The sequence below is a fragment of the Pseudomonas onubensis genome (genome assembly GCF_965653655.1).
GTDB lineage: Bacteria > Pseudomonadota > Gammaproteobacteria > Pseudomonadales > Pseudomonadaceae > Aquipseudomonas.
In genome coordinates, this window is record NZ_CBFHAZ010000006.1 from 78,419 (window position 1) to 97,809 (window position 19,391).

Genomic DNA, 19,391 nt, shown 5'->3' on the forward strand with positions numbered 1-19,391 from the left:
AACTTTAGGCTTAAACGAGAATGATTGTTATCTTTCTGTTACAAGGCTCAGTCTATTTTGCTACCACTTCAGAGGCGTCCGACTTCTTTGGTTTGATCAGGCTGAAATCAATCAGGCCCTTTTTCTGCCCGATGTAAGGGTCACCAATCAGCAGCGGGCGTGGCTTGAAGCTGTCGTTCACCAGGCTCTTGCTGCGGTCCCACTCATCGAAGCTCAAACCGGCCATGTCGGCCCAGGTGTGGATCAACTGCGAGCTGCTGTAAGGCCGCTGCAAGTCGCTGGCAAAGCTCCAGTCATGGGTTTCACGCCACTTTGGTGAGGCGTAGGCCATGAATGGGATGGTATACATCGGCGCCGTCGGCTTGCCTTCGTTACGGCCCAAGGTGCTGTGGCCGGCCGAGTCGAACACGTCTTCGCCGTGGTCCGAGAGGTACAGCAGGAAGCCGTTGGGGTCGGTCTTGGCGTAATCCTTGATCAGGCTCGACACCACGAAATCGTTGTACAGCACCGCGTTGTCGTAGCTGTTGTAGGTCGGCAGCTGATCGTCGCTGACACCGGCGGGTACGCCCTGGCGATCGGTGAACTTGTCGAAGGTCGGCGGGTAGCGGTACTGGTAGCTCATGTGCGTGCCCAACAGGTGCACCACGATGAACTTGCGCTCGGCAGGGTCGGCCAACGCCTTGGCGAACGGCGCCAGCACGTCGCCGTCGTATTGGCGGGCGTTCTGGTTGCGGTTGTTGTTGAGGTACACCTGCTCGTCAGCCTGCTCGGAAAAGGTGGTGAGCATGGTGTTGCGCTTGGTCATGGTCTGCTGGTTGGTGATCCAGTAGGTTTTGTAACCGGCCTGTTTCATCACGCTGACGATTGACGGCGTCTTCAAGTACAGGTCCGGGTTCTCTTCGTCGGCAAACGTCAGCACCTGTTGCAGCGCTTCAATGGTGTAGGGCCGCGGAGTGATGACGTTGTCAAAGACCGCCAGCTGGTCGCGCAGCTTGTCCAGTTCCGGCGTGGTATTGCGCGGGTAGCCGTAGAGGCTCATGCGCTGACGGTTGGTGGATTCGCCGATCACCAGCACCAGGGTCGATGGCTGGTCGGCCATGGTGTCCTTGAGGTTCTTCAACGGCGGGATCTTGCTGGCGCTGGTGAGCATGCCCTGCATGCTGTTGAGCTGTTCGGTGTAGCGGCGGTAGGCAACGATCATCTGCCATGGCACGGCAGGTTCGACGCGGCTTTCAAAGCCGTCGATGGCCAGTTCCATGGTCGGGTTGGTCGCAATCTGCTTGACCAGCGGGTAACCGACCACGGCCAGCACAATCGCGGTGGCTGCCAGCAGCGCCTGGCCACGCGGCAAGTAAACCGGACGCAGGCGGGTCCACAGGAGCACGGCCACGGCGGTATGGGCGATAAACGCCAGCACGATCCACCAGGCGAAGTATTGAGTCGCGTATTCGCCCGCTTCAGAGATGTTCGATTCGAACATGATGAAGATGACGCTTTGCGAGAACTCCTGCTGGTAGATGAAGAAATAACCCAGGCTGGCCATCGAACAGGCCCACAGCACCACGCCGATCAAGGCCGCGAGCAAGCGCGTGCGCTTAGGGAACAGCAGCATCGGCGCGAGCCAGAACGCGCTCAGGAAGAAGGCTTGGCGAAAACCACTGAAACCGGAGGTGCCGGTCAGTTGGATCAGAAGTTGGGTAATACCCGAGAAATACCAGAAAAACAGGAACAACCAGCCAAGACCGGCCCAATCAAAGCCTTTCGCAGACTTGGTGCTGCGTTTGAACATCGCCATCCAGTACTCCAACCCGATAATTGCTCAGTCGCTGCGCAGGAATGCACGCGACAGTGGGCCGCCGCGTGTGCGTGGCCCTATTCGGCGGGAGTATCGGGATGAGGATGTGAAAACTTCGTGAGTTATTTCTGAAGGCTTTGTTCAGCTTAGGTTCAGCAAAGTACGGGCTGGGCGCCGGATGCCAGGTTGAGCTGCGCTTGAAGGTGTGCGCGCAGGCGCAGAACTTCCTGCTGCAGCTGATCGCGCTCTTCTTTTAATTGGCGCAATTCATCGCGACGCACGCTGACGTAGAGGGTCTGTGGCGGTCGGGTCATCTGTGCTGTGCTCATTGCTTACCTCGCAAATAGCCGGTAGATCGCGGTGCCGGAACGCTTCAGTCGAGGTTCGCGGCAACAGTCGGAAGCAATTCTGAATTCTTTTTTGGGTCAATGGAACTTTTTTATTTTTGGTGGTCGCTGTGACTTTTTCGGCAGTGATGCTGAAACGATGGCATTTTTTTGTCATGAAACTACACGGATCCGCTCTGGACTAACCCTCATTAGCCTCATTGCGCTATAAACTATGTCACACATTTATTTAGCAGTTAGGAGCATCAGCACATGCAACTGGGGATTATCGGACTAGGCCGCATGGGCGGTAACATTGCGCGGCGCCTGATGCTCAATGGGCATACCACCGTTGTATACGACCGTAACGAAGCATTCGTCAAAGCCTTGAGCGAGGAGGGCGCCACCGGCGTCGCCGACCTCAAGGCCCTGGTAGCCGGCCTGCAAAAGCCGCGCGCTGTGTGGGTGATGCTGCCGGCAGGCGCGCCCACCGAAGACACCATCAATACGCTCAGTGAGTTGCTCGAAGACGGTGACGTGATCATCGACGGCGGCAACACCATGTACAAAGATGACATCCGTCGCGCCAAGGCCTTGTCGGAAAAAGGCCTGCATTACGTCGACGTCGGCACCTCCGGCGGCGTCTGGGGCCTGGAGCGCGGCTATTGCATGATGATCGGCGGCGACGTCGAGACCGTGCAGCGCCTCGACCCTATCTTCGCCAGTCTGGCACCGGGACTGGGCAGCATCCCACGCACCAAGGACCGTTCGGCCTCTGCCGACAGCCGCGCCGAACACGGTTATATCCACGCAGGCCCCGCCGGTTCCGGGCACTTTGTGAAGATGATCCACAACGGCATCGAGTACGGGATGATGCAGGCCTTCGCGGAAGGCTTCGATATCCTCAAGACCAAAAATTCGGAAAGCCTGCCAGAGCACGAGCGCTTCGACCTCAATGTTGCCGACATCGCTGAAGTCTGGCGCCGTGGCAGCGTGGTCTCGTCCTGGTTGCTGGACCTGACCGCCGATGCATTGGCCACCGACCCGAAACTCGACGGTTACTCCGGCTCCGTGGCCGACAGTGGCGAAGGCCGCTGGACCATCGAAGCCGCCATGGAACAAGCCGTGCCGGTACCGGTACTGTCCACTTCGTTGTTCGCCCGCTTCCGTTCGCGCCAGCAGAGCACCTACGGTGACAAAATGCTGTCTGCCATGCGCTTCGGCTTTGGTGGCCACGTGGAGACTTCCAAAAAATGACCGCTAACGGCAAGAAACCCAAGGCCGAACCTGCTCCACCCACTACCTTGTTTCTGTTTGGCGCCCATGGCGACCTGGTCAAGCGCCTGCTCATGCCGGCGCTGTACAACCTGAGTCGTGACGGGCTGCTGGGCGACGGTCTGCGTATTGTCGGCGTTGATCACAACGCCATCAGTGACGCCGACTTCGCCAAGAAGCTTGAGGACTTCATTCGCACCGAGGCCGCCAGCAAAGTCCGCGGCAATGGCGAGAACGCCCTGGACCCCGAGCTGTGGGCGCAGTTGGCCAAAGGCATCAGCTACGTCGAGGGCGATTTCCTTGACGACAGCACCTACGCCGACATCGGCAAGAAGATCGCCGACAGCGGCACCGGTAACGCGGTGTTCTACCTGGCCACGGCACCGCGCTTCTTCGGTGAAGTGGCGCAGCGCCTGGGCAGTGCCGGTTTGCTTGACGAAACCGACGACGGTTTCCGTCGTGTGGTGATCGAAAAACCTTTCGGTTCGGACCTTGCCACCGCCGAAGCACTTAACGCGTGCCTGCTCAAGGTGATGAGCGAGAAGCAGATCTATCGCATCGACCACTACCTGGGCAAGGAGACGGTGCAGAACATCCTGATCAGCCGTTTCTCCAACGTGCTGTTCGAGGCGTTCTGGAACAACCATTACATCGACCACGTGCAAATCACTGCGGCGGAAACCGTTGGCGTCGAGACGCGGGGTAATTTCTTCGAGAAAACCGGCACCTTGCGCGACATGGTGCCTAACCACCTGTTCCAGCTGCTGGCGATGGTGGCCATGGAACCACCGGCGGCGTTTGGCGCCGATGCAGTGCGCGGTGAAAAGGCCAAGGTGGTGGGTGCGATCCGCCCGTGGTCATTGGAAGATGCGCGCGCCAACTCGGTACGCGGCCAGTACAGCGCCGGCGAAATCGGCGGCAAGTCGCTGCCCGGTTATCGTGAAGAAGCCAACGTTGCGCCTGACAGCAGCACCGAGACCTTTGTCGCCCTCAAGGTGATGATCGACAACTGGCGTTGGGTCGGCGTGCCGTTCTACCTGCGTACTGGCAAGCGCATGAGCATTCGCGACACCGAAATCGTGATCTGCTTCAAGCACGCGCCGTATGCGCAGTTCCGCGACACGGACGTGGATGAACTCAAGCCCACCTACCTTAAAATCCAGATCCAGCCAAACGAAGGCATGTGGTTCGACCTGTTGGCCAAAAAGCCCGGGCCGGCCCTGGAAATGGCCAATATCGAATTGGGTTTCGACTACAAGGACTTCTTTGAAATGCAGCCGTCGACCGGGTATGAAACCCTGATCTATGACTGCATGACCGGTGACCAAACCTTGTTCCAGCGCGCCGACAACATCGAAAATGGCTGGCGTGCGGTGCAGCCGTTCCTGGATGCCTGGAAAGAAGACGACGCGATCCAGGCCTACAAGGCCGGTGAAGATGGCCCGGCGGCGGCTGATGAGTTGCTGGCCCGTGATGGTCGCAGCTGGCACAGCCTCGGATGAGTGATGCAGCGATTCATCCCATCCAGTTGGTGCTCAGTGATGTAGACGGCACCTTGTTGCATCCCGACCACAGTCTTAGCCAGCGCACCGCCGACACTATTCGTGCGTTGCGTGACGCTGGGGTGTTTTTCAGCCTGGCCAGCGGGCGCCCGCCCAAGGCCATGCTGCACCTTATCGAGACCTTCGGTATTGATGTACCGGTGGCGGGTTTTAACGGTGGCACCTTGATCAACCCGGATGGCAGCATCCTGGTTGCTCATCACCTGCCGGCGGAGGCGGCGCTGATAACCCTGGCGCTGTTTTCGGCCGAGCCGGACGTGGAAGTCTGGGTGTTCGCCGATGGCGATTGGCTGCGCCGTGACCCGCCTGGGCCAATGGTGCAGCGCGAAGCCGATGGCTTGGGCTATGGGCCAGTGGTGGTGGAGAGTTTTGAGCCGTACCTGGACCGGGTCGACAAGATTGTCGCTGCCAGCAACAACACGCAGTTGTTGATCGAGCTGGAAGCGCAGTTGCAGCCCAAGGTGCAGGGTTTGGCGCAGGTATCACGCTCGCAGCCGGTGTACCTGGACGTCACGGCCATGCTCGCCAACAAGGGCGAGGCGTTGAAAACCCTGGCTGCGCACCTCGGCGTGCCGATGGAGCAGACGGCGGCTATCGGCGACGGCGGCAATGACCCGGCGATGTTTGCCGTGGCGGGTTTGTCGATTGCGATGGGGCAGGCGGAAGAAATCGTCAAGCGCCAAGCCAGTGTGGTTACCGGCAGCAATGTCGAGGACGGCGCAGCCGAAGCGATCGAGCGCTTTATACTCGCACCGCGATAAGTTGCTGAGGTTGTGATGTTCAACTTCCGATCATTGTTGTGCAATGATCGGAAGTTACTGCCCAGTCTTACTTTTGCATAACCCATGACTGCAATTGGTAGCCGTTTTTGTCGAGCTCGGCACGTGCCTGCAACAACAATTCTTCCAACTGAGCCGGGTCGGAATAAGTACTCGAAGACAGCTGTTTGCTGCCGATACGGGTATTGGTACGGTCGATGACGCTCAGGCTTAGGGCGCCATTGCCATCGTGCCAGGCCACGCACTGAAAAGGCTGGAAGGCACGGTCTGCGATCAAAAGAGCTTCGTTGATGCGGAGCGGGGCGTTCATGTGGGTCTTCTCTCTAAATGCCCAGTCAGTTAAGTACCGTCGGTTGGGCGAGCCAGACGGTGAGTTACTTGTACTGATGCACGATGGCAGGGTATGGGTCACATCTTAGAGCAAGAAATTTCAACTTTTCGTGATTGGCGTCATGTAAGCGGCTGTTTTGAAAGCGCATTGAGTGTGGCGGTCACGGATGATTTTTTTGTCCGCAGCGACGCCGAGATGGCTTTGTGCCCAGACTTATAGCGAAACGGTACAAAGGCTGCGTCAATAACTTGCTAGTGTTAGCGCCAGGCCGCACAAACCGTTGTTTATAAATAACTTTAACAATTTTGACGCCAAGGAATAGTCATGGTTGTTACACCTTTCCAACGACGCTTGCTCGTAGTCGACCCGTGCGACGATTGCCACCAGCTATTGCCCGGTCTGCACAGTGCGGGTTGGGAAGTGGACAGCTGTGCACTCGCCGCCGTAGGCGACAGGTCGTGTGATGTGGGACTGTTGCGCCTGCAGCCGTATCACCTGGAGCGCCCTGAAGCGGTCAAGGAGTTGATCAGCCGCAGCGGCACCGAATGGATCGCCGTGCTCAGCCAGGACGTTTTACGCCTGCAAAATGTCGGCGATTTTGTCTGTGAATGGTTTTTTGACTTCCACACCCTGCCGTTTGATGTTGCCCGCGTGCAGGTCACGCTAGGGCGTGCATTTGGCATGGCCCGCCTGCGCGGCAAAGGCCATGCGCTGATCGACGCACAGGAACATGAACTGCTGGGCGACAGCCGGCCCATTCGTGAGCTGCGCAAATTACTCGCCAAACTGGCACCCACAGAATCGCCAGTGCTGATCCGCGGTGACAGCGGCACCGGCAAAGAGCTGGTGGCCAAGACCCTGCATCGTCAATCCCAGCGCCATGCCAAGCCTTTTGTCGCGATCAATTGCGGCGCGATTCCCGAGCACCTGATCCAGTCCGAGCTGTTCGGCCATGAAAAAGGCGCGTTCACCGGCGCTCACCAGCGCAAGGTCGGGCGTATCGAGGCAGCCCACGGTGGCACGCTGTTTCTCGATGAGATCGGCGACTTGCCCATGGAACTGCAAGCCAACTTGCTGCGTTTCCTGCAGGAAAAGCAGATCGAACGCGTCGGTGGCAGCCAGCCCATCCCGGTGGATGTGCGGGTGCTGGCAGCGACACACGTGGACCTGGAAGCGGCGGTTGCGAAGGGCACCTTTCGTGAAGACTTGTATTACCGGCTGAATGTCTTGCAGGTGATAACCGCACCACTGCGCGAGCGGCACGGCGACGTGGCGATGCTGGCCAACCATTTTTCACGCTTCTACAGCCAGGAAACCGGGCGCAGGCCGCGCAGCTTCAGCGAGGATGCCTTGGTTGCCCTGGGCCAACACCCGTGGCCGGGCAATGTGCGCGAGTTGGCCAACCGTGTGCGCCGTGGTCTGGTGCTGGCAGAAGGCCGCCAGATCGAAGCCGTTGACCTGGGGTTGCAAGGTGAACAGGCAATTGCGCCGCCCATGGCTACACTGGAAGATTACAAGCACCGCGCTGAACGCCAGGCGTTGTGCGATGTGCTCAACCGGCACAGCGATAACCTGAGTATCGCGGCCCGTGTGCTCGGCGTGTCGCGGCCGACGTTCTACCGGTTGCTGCACAAACACCAGATCCGCTAGGGCGGGTAAACCGAAAGGCCCCGCAACGACCCTTATCGTTGCGGGGCTGATCGTTCCCACGCTGATCGTTCCCACGCTCCGCGTGGTAATGCCGCCAGGGACGCTCCGCGTCCCCATACCACTAAAAGTAATACGGGAATTTCAAGCTGAACGTAAAGTCCGGCGCATCATCCGTCATCCCAATCGACAGGTTCGGCACGATCGTCAGGTTATCCGACGCCGCAATCGTCATGCCCACGTTGAAATACCCGGCGTTGGCATCGCTGGATACCACCGATTGCCAGTCCTGGCCGCTCTGCTTGACCTTGCTTTTGCGTTGCACCAAGTCAGACACCGAGAACGACATACTCATCTTCTCGTTAAGCGCGAAGGCCACCCCAACACCGAGCTGGAAGCTGTCACCCAGGCTGACTTTGCCCGGGATCTTCTGGTTGACGTTGGGGCTGATGTCACTGAACGAGTCTTCAAAGTTATGGGTATAGGACAGCGAGCCGAACAACACCGCCGGGTCGAAGGTCTTGACCAGGGAAATACCCGGCGTGACCGACCACACTCCGTTGCCGGTCGGCAGGCTTTCCGGCACGGCGAGGTTGTTGTTGCTGGCTTGCTCGATCAGCTTGATGCCATAGGGTTCCTTGCCGGTGGGTGCCTTGACCCGCAGCGACACCACCGCATCCGGCAGGCTGGCGCTTTCATCGAGGAACTTGTAGGCGATGCCGAAGTTGACATCACCGATGGTGGGATCGCGGCTGACGGAGGCTTCCGACGTATTCTTGGCATCGCCGCCGGCACCACCGGACTGGTAGGTTGCTTCGCGATACACCACCGGCACGTTCAGGTCGAATTGCCAGCGGTTGTCCAGGTTGTAGCGGCCGGTGAGGTCCAGGGTCCAGCTGTCCGACTTGATCCGGTCCAGGTTGATATTGCCCAGGAAGATCGAGTCCAACGCCAGAAAGCCGTTGAGTGACAATTGGCGCGCGTCGTAGCGGGCGTAGGTAAGCCCGGTTTCAAAGCTGAACTTGCCATTGCCAAAAAAGCCACTGGCCTCGTTGTACAAGTTGCTCACACTTTGTGCCGGGGTGGAATCGTCCTTCAAACTTTGCCCGTAGGAACTGCTGCCTGCCGCGCCTCCGGATGCGGCGGCTGCGCCCACGCCGGCCACTGTCGTACCGCCTTTCTGGAAGTCGGCAGGGGATTTGGCCAGGCGTTTGGGCGTTGGTGTTGCGGGCTGATCTTCTACTTGCCTTACGCGTTGCTCCAATACGGCCAGTGCTTTTTGCTGCACTTCATAACGTTGCTTGAGCTCCAGCAGTTCCTGTTTCAGCGTTTCGATGTCGGCATCCGGCGCGGCGTACAACACCGATGCGGGCAGGAGCGTACTCAAACAAATTACGGCACGTAACGATAAAGATCGATGCATGAAATAAGCCGTCCCTTTCTAATGCGTAAGTGTCGAGGCTCAGCGTAGTTCAATAACCGGAAGGGCGTAGGCCTTTGAGTTGGTCCAGGTTCAGGTTCTGCGTAATGTTGTTCAAACCGTTGTTGCCCATGACCACATTAAGTTGGGTCAAGTTGTTCACGAAATTGCTGTTGCCTTGAATAACGGTGCCTTGAAGCACATTGCCGGCACCGATTTGCTGCACCACATTGCCTTGATTGTTATTGGCCTGGAGCGCCATTTGCAGCCCGCCGTTTTTAGCCGTGACCGTGACCTGGCCGGCGGCTGTGCCCCCCGTGATCGGCTGGCCGGCAATCAGTGCCTGGCCCGACTGCACGTAATTGGCCGGCGCCAGGCCGTTTTTCGTCACGTTGATATCCACGCCATTGTTGGCCGTGTTGCCATCGCCCGCTGCGCGCACGCTTTGCGTGACACCCTGGCCAGTGCCGAGACCGGCGCCGCCGACAACGGTGCCCTTGCCGTCAGGCTGTTTGATCACCCCAGTGCCATCGTTACCGGTAATTTGCACATAAAACTGCGGCGTGACGGTGGAGGCATTGACTTGCATATTGGCGGTGCCGGTCACGGTCGCGCCGGCGGCATTGGTCCAGGTGCTGCTCATCACAATGCCAAAGCTGATAATCCGCCCGGGCATCACATAGCGCCCGCGCAACTCGGCCATTTCCGCGTCCTTGAGCTCGATCGGCTTGAATGTCGAAGAAGCATAGGCAGGTGCTGCGGCTGCCAGGCATAACACCGTCAGCCAGCGTTGAGTGTTCATCGTTTGCTCCTGGAGCGTCCTGCTCCTTATTGCGCTTCTAGAAGAAGTCGCTCTGGATAAAACCGAAGTCCATCAATTCACTGTCGCGTACCGGGCTGAACTCGTTGAACTGGTTCTTGGCCGTCAGCGGCGCGCGCGGAGTGAGCAAGGCGTTGGCCTTGTCGTAACCCTCACCGATCACCGCGAACACTATGCCGTTCCAGCCCTTGACGAAGTCGTCCTTGGCATAGCGCTTGTTGCCCAGCACGGGGTCGCCGATATATACCCAGTCTTTGTCGGCTCGTTGCAGCACCACAAAGTGCTTGTAGCCGCGAATGTCCAGCAACACCACCACCGGCACTTTCACGGTGACCAGCACTTCAGGCGTGATCCGGTAGCCCTTGGCGCGCATGTGGATGCTTTCCAGGTAGCGCTTCATGTCGAGCATCGAGAAGCCTTGGGTGCGCACCAGGTCCTGGTCGGCGTTGACCAGCATGCCCTTGATCACGTGGTCTTCATCCACGTCCATCCAATAGGCTTGGCGCAGGATGGTCGCCAGCGCGGCGGCGCCGCAGCTGAAATCGGTTTTCTGTTCCACCAGGTTGGCGAACTTGCGCTCGCGGATGCTTTCGACCTTCTTGTAGACCACCGCGCCATTCGGCATGACGACGGCCATTTGCGCCGCCCAGGCCGGGCCAGTGAGTGCAAGCAGAAGGAAGGCAGCTGTGAGGCGCATCATCGTATGACCTGCTGGACACTGGAAATAAAAAGGGCCTTGTTGCCAAGGCCCTATCTGGATCAGAAGCGAGTGATTGCTACGTTGTTCTGACCTTGGTTGTTGCTGCCCGACAGAACGTTGGAGTTCGACACCCCAGAGCTGTAGTTCATCGAGTTGTTCACGCTGGCGTTGTTGACCACCGGTTTGGTGCTGCCCCAGCCGTGGCCGCTGGCCAGATTGAGGGTCAGGTTGCCCGACACATCCTGCACGCCAGTGACGGCTGCAGCACCGCTGTCGCCATTACCCGAGGCAATTGCAACGCTGTTGCTGCCTTGGTTGGAGGTGCCCGATGCGGCGTTCAACTGAATCACGCCTGAAGCGTGGTTGCCGCTGTCGTTAAGGGAAGCGTTGTTTCTAGTGCCGCTGTTGGCCACAAAGTTACCGGTGTTCGATTGAGCGGTACCGGTGGCGGCGAATACGAAATCCGCATCCCCGGAAACGATGGCAACGTCGTTTTTGCCTTGGTTGTTGTCGCCGCTCAGCACGTTGCCGTTGGCCACGCCACTGATGTTGTTGTAGGAATCATTGGCCGAGGCGTTGTTTTTGGTTTTGTCATTAAGTACCACGTTGCCATGGTTGCTCTGACCGTCCTGTGTGGTCGCAGCAGCCGTGGTAGGCGCGTGATAACCGCCCGCTTGAGCAGCAACAGCCATGAGCGCAGCGAGAGCGAAAGCCAGTGGTTTAAGAGCCATTGAAGTTTTCATGGTGTATCTCCTTGCTTCTAATTAGTTGGTTAAGTGTTGGTACGGTCCAGCTATAGACTCAGCTCCATCAGTTGAGTCGTAAGTTCAGGGTGTTAGCCACTCGGTTCCCCACCCCGGCGCTCTGGTTGACCTGAACCACTCCACGGCTGCCGGTGAAGGCCTGGTCGCTGGTAACGACCTGGCGGCTGCCAGTGGTAGGGGTCAACCCTGAGTCGGTTGCAAGCGCAACGTTCTGTTGCGACATGACGCTGTCGTCGATGCTTTGCGGGCCAGCGTTCACGCTGATGCGCACGGCATTGATCATCTGGTTCTGGGCCCCGGCGGACTGGTTGACGCTCAGTGCACCGTTGCCATTACTGAAAGAGTTGCCCTGGATCGCGGCATTGGCGTTCAGGGAGCGGTCGGCGGGCGCGCCGCCGATTTTTTGCGTGACGGCGATGTTGGCCTGGGCGTTGTGGCCCACTGCGATGGCGACGTTGTTGCTCAGTTGTTGCTGGTCACCGGCGGCCTGGTTGATCGTCACCACACCGTTGTATTGCTTGCCCGAGTTATCAAGGGTTGCGTTGTTGTTGCTGTCGGCCATCGCCGCAGTGCAACCGAGGGCTGCAAGAAGCATCCAGGAGCGGTTCATTTCATCGCCCCCCCAACCATGCCGCCGATGTTGTTCAGCGGCGCGAGGCCGCTGGAGATTGCGCCGTTGACCGTGCCAGCGATGCCGCTGCCACCACCACCGTGGCCGGCCGCACCCGCTGCGCCCAGGTTGCTGGCGCTACCGATGTTGTTCAGGGCGGGAATACCGCCATTGGGCATGGTGCTGCGAGTAATGCTTGAGCCACTGCTGATACCGGCAATGTCGTTGTCGCTGAGCTCATGGTTCATGGCGCGATTGACTTGGGCCGACGGGTTGGCATTCACGGTGGTGGGGTAGGGATCCTGGCCGCGTGAACGACCAATTGCATAAGGTTGAACCTGGCGTTCAAGCACGATCACACCATCACCCGCCGCGAGCACCGGAACGCTCACGCTGGCACTCAGTGCACAGCCGATCAGCAGGAGGCTCAGTGAGCCTGGATTGTGTGTGTCCATGGCAGTGTTCCTTATTCTTCACGCTGACCCTAAACAGCGTTGTTGGGAACAGAGCAGAACGCGTGCCGCTTTTTATTTATTGTTTATATTCAGAGGGTTGGCGTTAAATCGAGGCAAAGTGATAACGATGCTGTTTCATCGTTGAAACAGTGTCGCCGTCAACGGGCATGCCCGGCCAAGCCTCAAGGGTGTCTCAGCGATGTAACACTGCGCGTGACAAAGCCATGAATGCGCACCGGGCGGGCGATTCAAGCGAGGAAGGTGTTTCAAAAATGGACACTTTGGGCGCGAGCGAACCAGCTGTTGCAGGCAGGCTCAGCCCTTGGGCGCTTTACGCGGGATGGAATTGAGTACCGGGTTGCCGTCCTGGTTCTGGGTCAGGTAGACCGGCAGCACCTTGGGCAGGGAAGGCACAAGGTTGTTGACCTCATTGATGTTGTAGATGCCGCCGATGCGAATCGCCCCGGTACTGGCATCTGCCAGCATCACCGGTTTGTTCAAGTAGCGGTTGATCAGCGGCAACGCGTCGGTCAGGGCCAGGTTGTCGAGTACCAGTTTGCCCTGGCGCCAGGCCAGGGCCGAATCATCGGGGTTAATCGCAGCAATTTGCGGGGTGGCATCGCCCAGGTTGTAAATGGCCTGCATGCCTGGGGTCAGGGGCACGCTGGCATGCACCTTGTCGCTGGAAATCTGCACCGAGCCCTCAAGCAACATCACCCGCACCTGGTCTTCATATTTCCAGACATTGAACTGAGTGCCGGTCACCCGAACCTGGCCTTCGCCCGCCTTGACGATAAACGGGTGAAGGCTGTCATGGGTGACTTTGAAAAACGCTTCGCCCTTGGTCAAGGTCACGCGGCGTTGGTCCTTGTAATGGCTGTAGACCAACTCGGTGCCCAGGTTCAATTCAACCTGGCTGCCGTCGCCGAGGGTCACTTTGCGCAAGCCGGTGTCGGCTTCGAAATGTTCATAGGAACTGGGCAACCAGCCTGCTTCCCAGCCGGTAAAGGCGGCCAGCGGCAGGGCGGCGAGGCATATCGCGGCGGCCACTGCATAGGTGCGCAGTCGGCGGCGTGGCTTGAATGGCAGCACAACCACAGCCGGTTCGCTGCGTGGCAGGTGGTCAGCCACGTCCCAGATTTCCAGCATGGCGGCATACTCAAAGGCATGCAGCGGGTGCGCATCGTGCCACTGTTCAAAAGCCCGACGTTCGCTCGCCGTGCAATCACTGGCATGCAGACGCATGCACCAATGCGCGGCGGCATCGGTGATCGCGTCATACTCGTCTTCTGAAAGGGGCTGTTGAGTCATTAAACCGTCCTGATTTCCCACATTCTAACCTCCCAAGGCGGATGGCGAGAACAGCCGTCATGGCGATTGCACATCAATTGGAACTTATTCTCGTTTGTAAATATCAGAAAACACAGGACACGAGTCCGTCAGTCCCACAATGGAGAACGAATATGCTGAAGAAAACCTTAGTCGCCCTGTGTGCAACCACCGCGCTGCTCAGCGCTGGCGCCGCCCTGGCCGATAAGCCGGGCGCCGGCTGGATCACCATCGAGAAAGCCATTGAAACCGCCAAGACCAAGGCCGGCTATGTCGAAGTCTACAGTGCCGAAGCCGATGACAACGGCTATTGGGAAGTCAAAGGGCGCAAGTCCGATGGCATCGTGTATGAAGCACGTATCGATGGCGCTTCCGGTAATGTCCTGCGCGACCAGAAAGACTGATGCTCGCTGCGGGGGCCGCTCAGGCTCCCGTTTCCAGCAGACGGCCCAAGTGAGTAATCAAGTAGGTCACCGAGTCTGCGTTGGCCAAAATGGTGTCGATGCGTTTGTCCGGGTTGCTCATGAACACGTCGCGGGCATCTCTAAGGTCCTTGGTGCCGGTGGTGCTGAGGACTTTTTGTTTTACGTGGGTGGTGGCCGTGTCGGGCCCGTAGTCTTCCCACTCTGCCGAGAAATCGTCCCACGTCTTGAACAGCATTGTCGCGGGCGTCAGCGTGGAGAGTGCAGTACTGCGCAGATCTTCCAGGGTTGTTTTCAATAGTTTAGCACCCGGCTTGGCCGCGTTTATCAGGTCCGGGAATGGCCGCATGGCGTCCAGGTAGGCGATGTCTTCGGTGTCGAGCTTCAAGTGCGTCAATTCGTGGATCAGGACACTGGCTCTGGCGTGGGCCGATAGGTCGAAGGGTGAATTCAGGCGGTTCTGGTAATTGTCCATGCAGGGGTCAAAGAACCGGTTGAGCAGGTACAGTTTGCGCTCCCGATCTTGCGGAATGACAAAAGCGTATTGATGCGCTGCACTGATACGGCTGGTCCCACTGACAAAGCGTCTAGAGTCGGTGCTGGTCAAGGTCGGATCGCTCAATTCATCCAATATCACGTCGACTATTCTCTCGACTCTGCTGACCTGAGCAGGCGTGAGGCTGATGACACCGAACAGCTCACCCAAAAACAGGCCCACACGGCTGTCGGGCGCGCGCTGTTGTGCGAAATGAACGATGTTGCGCTTGCAATTGACGGCGTAGTAAGTCGCTACATTCAACGCTTCGTTGATTACCTGGGCTTTCCAGCTCGACAGCGCGGCAATCGCTCTGATGCCCGACGCTTCAATATTGATCGCCTCCCGTTCGCCTGCCCGCGTGTGCATGCGTGACAAGGTTTTGCCAAAACGTGGGTTGTGACGGCTGAGGTCCAGTACCCATTTATCGTCTGAGTTTCGGCCGATGGCGGGGCCCTCTTGTTCGTCGTTCGCCAGGCGCCAATGATCATCAGTTTTCTTCACTGAGTACACCTTGCCTGCCACTGGCACATAGTTGTTCGAGGTTGCCTTGTCGGTATACACATGGCTGACAGCACCCAGCTCCAAGTCCTTCAATGCAACATCGTGGCTTTCGAAAGGTTGCAATCGAGTGCGTGAGGGCGCGGTGATACTCAGGGTGGCCAGAGTGTTGGCAGTGGGCAGGGTTTCGCCTGACAGATTGGCCTGCGATACCTCTGTTTCGGTGGGCGGCGCGGCATCGCTGCCCTCAAGTTCAGTGTACAGAACGGCCATTTGCGCCACGCCGTTGATAAAGTCTTTGAGGCCGGCTTTCCAGTGGTGCAGCTGCAATTCATCGGCTGAGCGCTTGAACAGCGTATAGCTGCGCCATACCACCAGCGGGTAGGCGAGTTTTCCCGCCATGAACCGCGCGGCGGCGGTGATGGCCCCCTCCAGCAAGTGGATCATGTTGTTCCAGATCGCTGCGCAGCCGTTCTCGAACTGACAGGCCAGCATCTTGTGCAATATCAGTGTGTTTTCACTGAACAGGTAGTGAAGGGCATTGCCGGTGACGGCGCTCGACGCGAGACGGATATCGTACGGGCGATGGGGGTTGTTTTGCAGCAAGTTACGGTAAATCGCCTGGTGAGGGGCCTCCAGGTGCAGGATCACCCAATCCTGAAGTTCACCCGGCCTGCCTAATTCATCCAGCAGTGCTTGCGCGTTCGGGTACTCCTTGAGCACGTGGTTTTCGCTATAGGGTGCGAACAGCACCAAGGGACCAGAACCCTCGGTTTCAGGGCCAATCAAGTACATGCCCAACACTTTGGCCAGAGTCGCGCCCTCGGTCGCAATCAACTCCAGAGGCCGAATCATGGCCGATGCACCTTCGAGCGCAGTGCGCGCCAGGGCGTCAGGCATGTCGAATACCTGCTGAACGCTGCTCAATGCCGCGGCTGTCAGACGCTCCTGCAGCTTTTGCTCATGGGCATAGTGCAACGTTTGCCACGGCAGCTGTCGGCAGAACAGGCGCCGGCGCTGGCGTCCTTCGTCCGTCTGCACGTCCAGGTGGTTTTGCAACCGTTTCTGATAGGCCGTTTTCAGGTCCAACTGGCGGACCATCTGCACAATGGCACTGGCGTCGAGTGTGGCCGGCAGCGCCACAGTCGTACGTGAGCGTGGCAGGATGTTCTCGGCATCCAAGTGCGGCCAATGTCGCAACGCAAAGTCGGTGAGGTTGTATACATGCACGTCCAGGGCTTGGTGCACCGGGATCAGCACGTCATCGGGGTCAAGAGCCTGGTGGGGGAAACGGGCCTTGAGCAGCGCCAGCAAAGCTGCGTGTGTATGCGTGCGAATCGGCGTGATGCCATGAAGGTAGTCTTCTTCCTCCGGGGCGTTGTTGTGATACTGCTCCAGCAGTTCGGCTTGATGGATCTGCTCCCGGGGTGGTGCCATCCCCAACCAGACCGGCAGGGCCTGCTGATGCTTCATGGCGCTCGCCACCGCGATCGCCCGTGCAAGGTTGGTGGGGGCGGTTTGCTGCATGAGTGTGTCCATACGATCTTGCAAGGCGCGAGCGGCGAAGTTCATCGAAAGAAGATGATCGACCCCGTCCATCACCGCGTCGCCATAGCTGCTCACGCGATTGTCCAGCAAATTGTCGTCAATGCGTTGCAGCGGCCCCAGCCGATAAACCTGATGAGGGATACGCAGGGAAATCGGCAGGTTTTCCAGCAGCGGTAAACGCAGGATCGGGTGCTCCAGGCGCCGTGTGATTGCCTCGCGCAAGGCTTGAATCGAGGTGAATACTTCATGACCGCGCCGGGGCGTCCAAAGTACGGCCCGGCCTGAACGCTGCGGGTCCGTACCGCCGCGCTCAGTCAAAGTAAACGCATTGGCGAGGGCCTGGGCGGTATCGGACGTGCCTGCAAAGAGCGTCAACGCGTAGGCGTCCGGCAGAAAACCGTTGAGGCCGTGCCGGGTTAATCGCACAAGGCTGTCGGGCCTGAGTACGGTGTCCAGCACGGCCTGGCTGCCGGGGGACAGTGTGTCGTTCAATAACCTCAGCTCGGCCTCGCTGCGTAACCCGAGCAGCATCGAATGCGCATGTTTTTTCCGCATGTTGCTCAGAAACAGCAGGGGGAGCTGACGCATTTCGTGGTTGGCAAACACCTTCAAGACTTGTTCGTTGACCATGTTGAAGGTGCTCAAGGTCAGGCTGGGCAACCGCAGCGCCACATGCGGTTCGAGCATCTGGTAAAAGCCGATTTTTCTGGTGTTGGGCAGTGGGCGGGCTTCACCGCTGAGGCGCTCGATGAAATGGTCGACCATGCTCACAGACGTCAATGCCGGACGCTCTTCGCGCTCCTCGGCCTGCGTGGGGTAGGTGTTGATATAAACCTCGTCGGCCTTGAGGTCCAGGCGCTGAGATTGCAGTTCTGCATTCAGTGCGACGGCAACCATTGTGCGCAAGGTCGGGTGTTGTTCGCTTTCGGTGGCCAGTGCTTGCTCAGCGGCCTGCAAGCGTTGCAGGTGCTGTTTGGCGCGCTCGGCCTGCACCGTGGAAGGTCGGCCGTTGCCGCTGGTGATCGGGTGCGCAGTCCAGCGCCCGGCGGTTTCCAGTGGGTCCAGGCGGTTGTCCAGCATGGCACGTATGTCCAGCGCGCAATCGAGCAGTGCATCAAGGTTGACCTGGCCGTCGCTGCGTCGGTAGAGCGCAAGTGCATGGTTCATGTTGCTGACTTGCTTGGCGGCGATATCTTCAAGCATGCCGGTGAACACGTCGCCTGGAATGGGCCGGGCGGCGATGTTGATCTGGTCCAGGCCAATGAAGGTGTTGCGCTCATCCAGGGACAGGAAGTTGAGTAACTCATCTTCGTGCCCGGCGGCCTTGAGCATGCTCAACAGTGTATCTTTGAGGTCCGCCATGTCTTTGAGTACCTGCAAGCCACGCGATTGCGTGTAAAGGTAGGCATGGGTTTCGCTGATCATCAGGGTGCTGGCCAGTTCCACAAAGTGCTGGTAGGGCGCGTAGATACGCACTTTTTCCACATTCAACTTTTTGGCATGGGCACTGCGGGCGCGCTGATCGGCAAGGAACATTGCCTGCAGGGTGTGGCTTTCCTCGGCGCTGATGATCTGGTTCTGCCGCTTGAGCAAGATATCCAGGCGAAACTTTTCGGCCATGACCTGTGTGAACAACTCCAGGCGTGAGGTCTCATTGCCGATATCTTCATTCCAGTAAGTCTGCAACAGGCTGCCCAGCAGTTTTGACAGGCTGCCGGACGTTTCTTTGATCAGAGTTTCCCAGTGCTGTTGATCCTGTTTTCGTTCGGCCGGTGTGAAGGCGCTGGTGTCATGTTTCGGGTTGATAAATACACGGGTCTGATCTTTGGACCAGGCGTGTTTCACATAAAACTCTAGGAAAGCTTCGCTTAAAGGCAGGGAATTGACCCAGCGACCATGATCGCCCGCCGGGGTTTGTACGAAAAAATCCACCCGCGTATCGCGTTGGTTCAGCGTGGGGAAGTACGACCGCGCCATGATGCCGAGCACTGTGTCGAGCATGGCACGCAAGGTGGGGGTCTTCTGTAACTGCTCAAGCATCATGCGCACATTGGCTTGCTGACAGTCCTCGAGGGTCTGCTCCTGGTCTTGCATGACGGCGCCTTCGACAAGGGTGGTAGTCAGCGTTATGGGCGTGTTCAGGGGCAGAGCGTTGCGCTGCGCAATTGACAGAAAGTGCATCAACTCGACACGCTGCACCGCGTTCTCCAGTTGCTCGCCGACCTGCTCAAGTAGCGTGGCGTGGTCGTCAAATACCTGAATACCGCCATAAGGGGTGTAAAGCACTGCCTTGCCATCGTCTGGCGCAGGGCTCATCAAAAAGGCGCCGGCGAGTGGAATGGGGGCCTGGCCTGACACGTTGATCAGCAGTCTTTCGACGCTCATGGGGTAGGTCTGCAGGCGGGAGTCTTGCCGTGCGGCATGGGTGGCCTGGTACACACCATACAACCAGTCCAGGTCTTTGACGCTGAGCCCAAGCGCCCGCTCGCGGGCGCTGGGCGAGTTTCTTTTTATTGGCAGCAGCAATTCGTCAAAAAAATAGGCAGGGGTTACACCAGTCATGGGCATTCTC

16 protein-coding genes are annotated in these 19,391 nt (G+C 58.5%); 5 read left to right on the top strand and 11 right to left on the bottom strand.

Annotation, left to right across the window (positions count from 1 at the left end):
• Positions 1 to 52: 52 nt before the first annotated feature.
• Positions 53 to 1,795, bottom strand: a complete 1,743-nt coding sequence (locus ACTD9P_RS03800; protein ID WP_438866760.1) for a phosphoethanolamine transferase CptA — start codon at positions 1,793 to 1,795, stop codon at positions 53 to 55.
• Between the two features lie 152 nt (positions 1,796 to 1,947).
• Positions 1,948 to 2,124 (bottom strand): DUF6026 family protein, encoded by a 177-nt coding sequence (locus tag ACTD9P_RS03805; RefSeq protein ID WP_438866761.1) that lies wholly within the window; start codon positions 2,122 to 2,124, stop codon positions 1,948 to 1,950.
• 270 nt (positions 2,125 to 2,394) lie between these two features.
• On the opposite strand from ACTD9P_RS03805, the gene gnd reads away from it, so the two are divergent.
• Genes gnd through ACTD9P_RS03820 form a run of 3 tightly spaced genes read left to right on the top strand, consistent with a single transcriptional unit; the run spans position 2,395 to position 5,719 of the window.
• On the top strand, positions 2,395 to 3,378 hold the full coding sequence (gene gnd, locus ACTD9P_RS03810; protein ID WP_138815162.1) for a phosphogluconate dehydrogenase (NAD(+)-dependent, decarboxylating): 984 nt from the start codon (positions 2,395 to 2,397) through the stop codon (positions 3,376 to 3,378).
• Entirely contained in the window at positions 3,375 to 4,898 is a 1,524-nt protein-coding gene (gene zwf, locus ACTD9P_RS03815; RefSeq protein ID WP_438866762.1) for a glucose-6-phosphate dehydrogenase, read from the top strand. The genes gnd and zwf overlap by 4 nt, the downstream gene beginning before the upstream one ends.
• A complete protein-coding gene (locus tag ACTD9P_RS03820) occupies positions 4,895 to 5,719 on the top strand; it encodes a Cof-type HAD-IIB family hydrolase (RefSeq protein WP_438866763.1) in 825 nt (274 codons plus the stop codon). Before zwf ends, ACTD9P_RS03820 begins: the two co-directional genes overlap by 4 nt.
• A 67-nt stretch (positions 5,720 to 5,786) precedes the next feature.
• Here the strand turns inward: ACTD9P_RS03820 and ACTD9P_RS03825 are convergent, their stop codons facing one another.
• Positions 5,787 to 6,047 carry a hypothetical protein gene (locus ACTD9P_RS03825; protein WP_438866764.1) on the bottom strand — a complete coding sequence of 87 codons (261 nt, stop codon included), beginning with the start codon at positions 6,045 to 6,047 and terminating at the stop codon, positions 5,787 to 5,789.
• Positions 6,048 to 6,392: 345 nt separating this feature from the next.
• Between ACTD9P_RS03825 and ACTD9P_RS03830 the strand changes: the two genes are divergently transcribed.
• A complete protein-coding gene (locus ACTD9P_RS03830; protein WP_438866765.1) occupies positions 6,393 to 7,718 on the top strand; it encodes a sigma-54 dependent transcriptional regulator in 1,326 nt (441 codons plus the stop codon).
• Positions 7,719 to 7,839: 121 nt separating this feature from the next.
• On the opposite strand, the gene fapF is transcribed toward ACTD9P_RS03830, so the two are convergent.
• The 7 genes from fapF to ACTD9P_RS03865 form a co-directional block, all read right to left on the bottom strand.
• Positions 7,840 to 9,138, bottom strand: a complete 1,299-nt coding sequence (fapF, locus tag ACTD9P_RS03835; RefSeq protein WP_438866766.1) for a fibril amyloid transporter FapF — start codon at positions 9,136 to 9,138, stop codon at positions 7,840 to 7,842.
• Between the two features lie 49 nt (positions 9,139 to 9,187).
• A complete protein-coding gene (gene fapE, locus ACTD9P_RS03840) occupies positions 9,188 to 9,937 on the bottom strand; it encodes a fibril amyloid subunit FapE (protein WP_438866767.1) in 750 nt (249 codons plus the stop codon).
• A gap of 37 nt (positions 9,938 to 9,974) precedes the next feature.
• Complete coding sequence (gene fapD / locus ACTD9P_RS03845; protein WP_285679589.1) at positions 9,975 to 10,652, bottom strand: fibril amyloid maturation endopeptidase FapD; 678 nt, start codon at positions 10,650 to 10,652, stop codon at positions 9,975 to 9,977.
• Positions 10,653 to 10,714: 62 nt separating this feature from the next.
• Positions 10,715 to 11,398: an amyloid-like fimbrin subunit FapC gene (fapC, locus tag ACTD9P_RS03850; RefSeq protein ID WP_017138129.1), complete on the bottom strand. Its 684-nt coding sequence runs from the start codon at positions 11,396 to 11,398 to the stop codon at positions 10,715 to 10,717.
• Between the two features lie 67 nt (positions 11,399 to 11,465).
• On the bottom strand, positions 11,466 to 12,029 hold the full coding sequence (gene fapB / locus ACTD9P_RS03855; RefSeq protein ID WP_285679590.1) for a fibril amyloid subunit FapB: 564 nt from the start codon (positions 12,027 to 12,029) through the stop codon (positions 11,466 to 11,468).
• Positions 12,026 to 12,484 (bottom strand): fibril amyloid chaperone protein FapA, encoded by a 459-nt coding sequence (gene fapA / locus ACTD9P_RS03860; protein ID WP_438866768.1) that lies wholly within the window; start codon positions 12,482 to 12,484, stop codon positions 12,026 to 12,028. The genes fapB and fapA overlap by 4 nt, the downstream gene beginning before the upstream one ends.
• 315 nt (positions 12,485 to 12,799) lie before the next feature.
• A complete protein-coding gene (locus ACTD9P_RS03865; RefSeq protein WP_438866769.1) occupies positions 12,800 to 13,795 on the bottom strand; it encodes a FecR family protein in 996 nt (331 codons plus the stop codon).
• Between the two features lie 152 nt (positions 13,796 to 13,947).
• Here ACTD9P_RS03865 and ACTD9P_RS03870 point away from each other — a divergent pair, with 152 nt between their 5' ends.
• Positions 13,948 to 14,217: a PepSY domain-containing protein gene (locus ACTD9P_RS03870; protein WP_056860286.1), complete on the top strand. Its 270-nt coding sequence runs from the start codon at positions 13,948 to 13,950 to the stop codon at positions 14,215 to 14,217.
• A 19-nt stretch (positions 14,218 to 14,236) separates the two neighbouring features.
• Here ACTD9P_RS03870 and ACTD9P_RS03875 read toward each other — a convergent pair whose 3' ends face one another.
• Complete coding sequence (locus tag ACTD9P_RS03875; RefSeq protein WP_438866770.1) at positions 14,237 to 19,381, bottom strand: dermonecrotic toxin domain-containing protein; 5,145 nt, start codon at positions 19,379 to 19,381, stop codon at positions 14,237 to 14,239.
• Between the last annotated feature and the right edge of the window lie 10 nt (positions 19,382 to 19,391).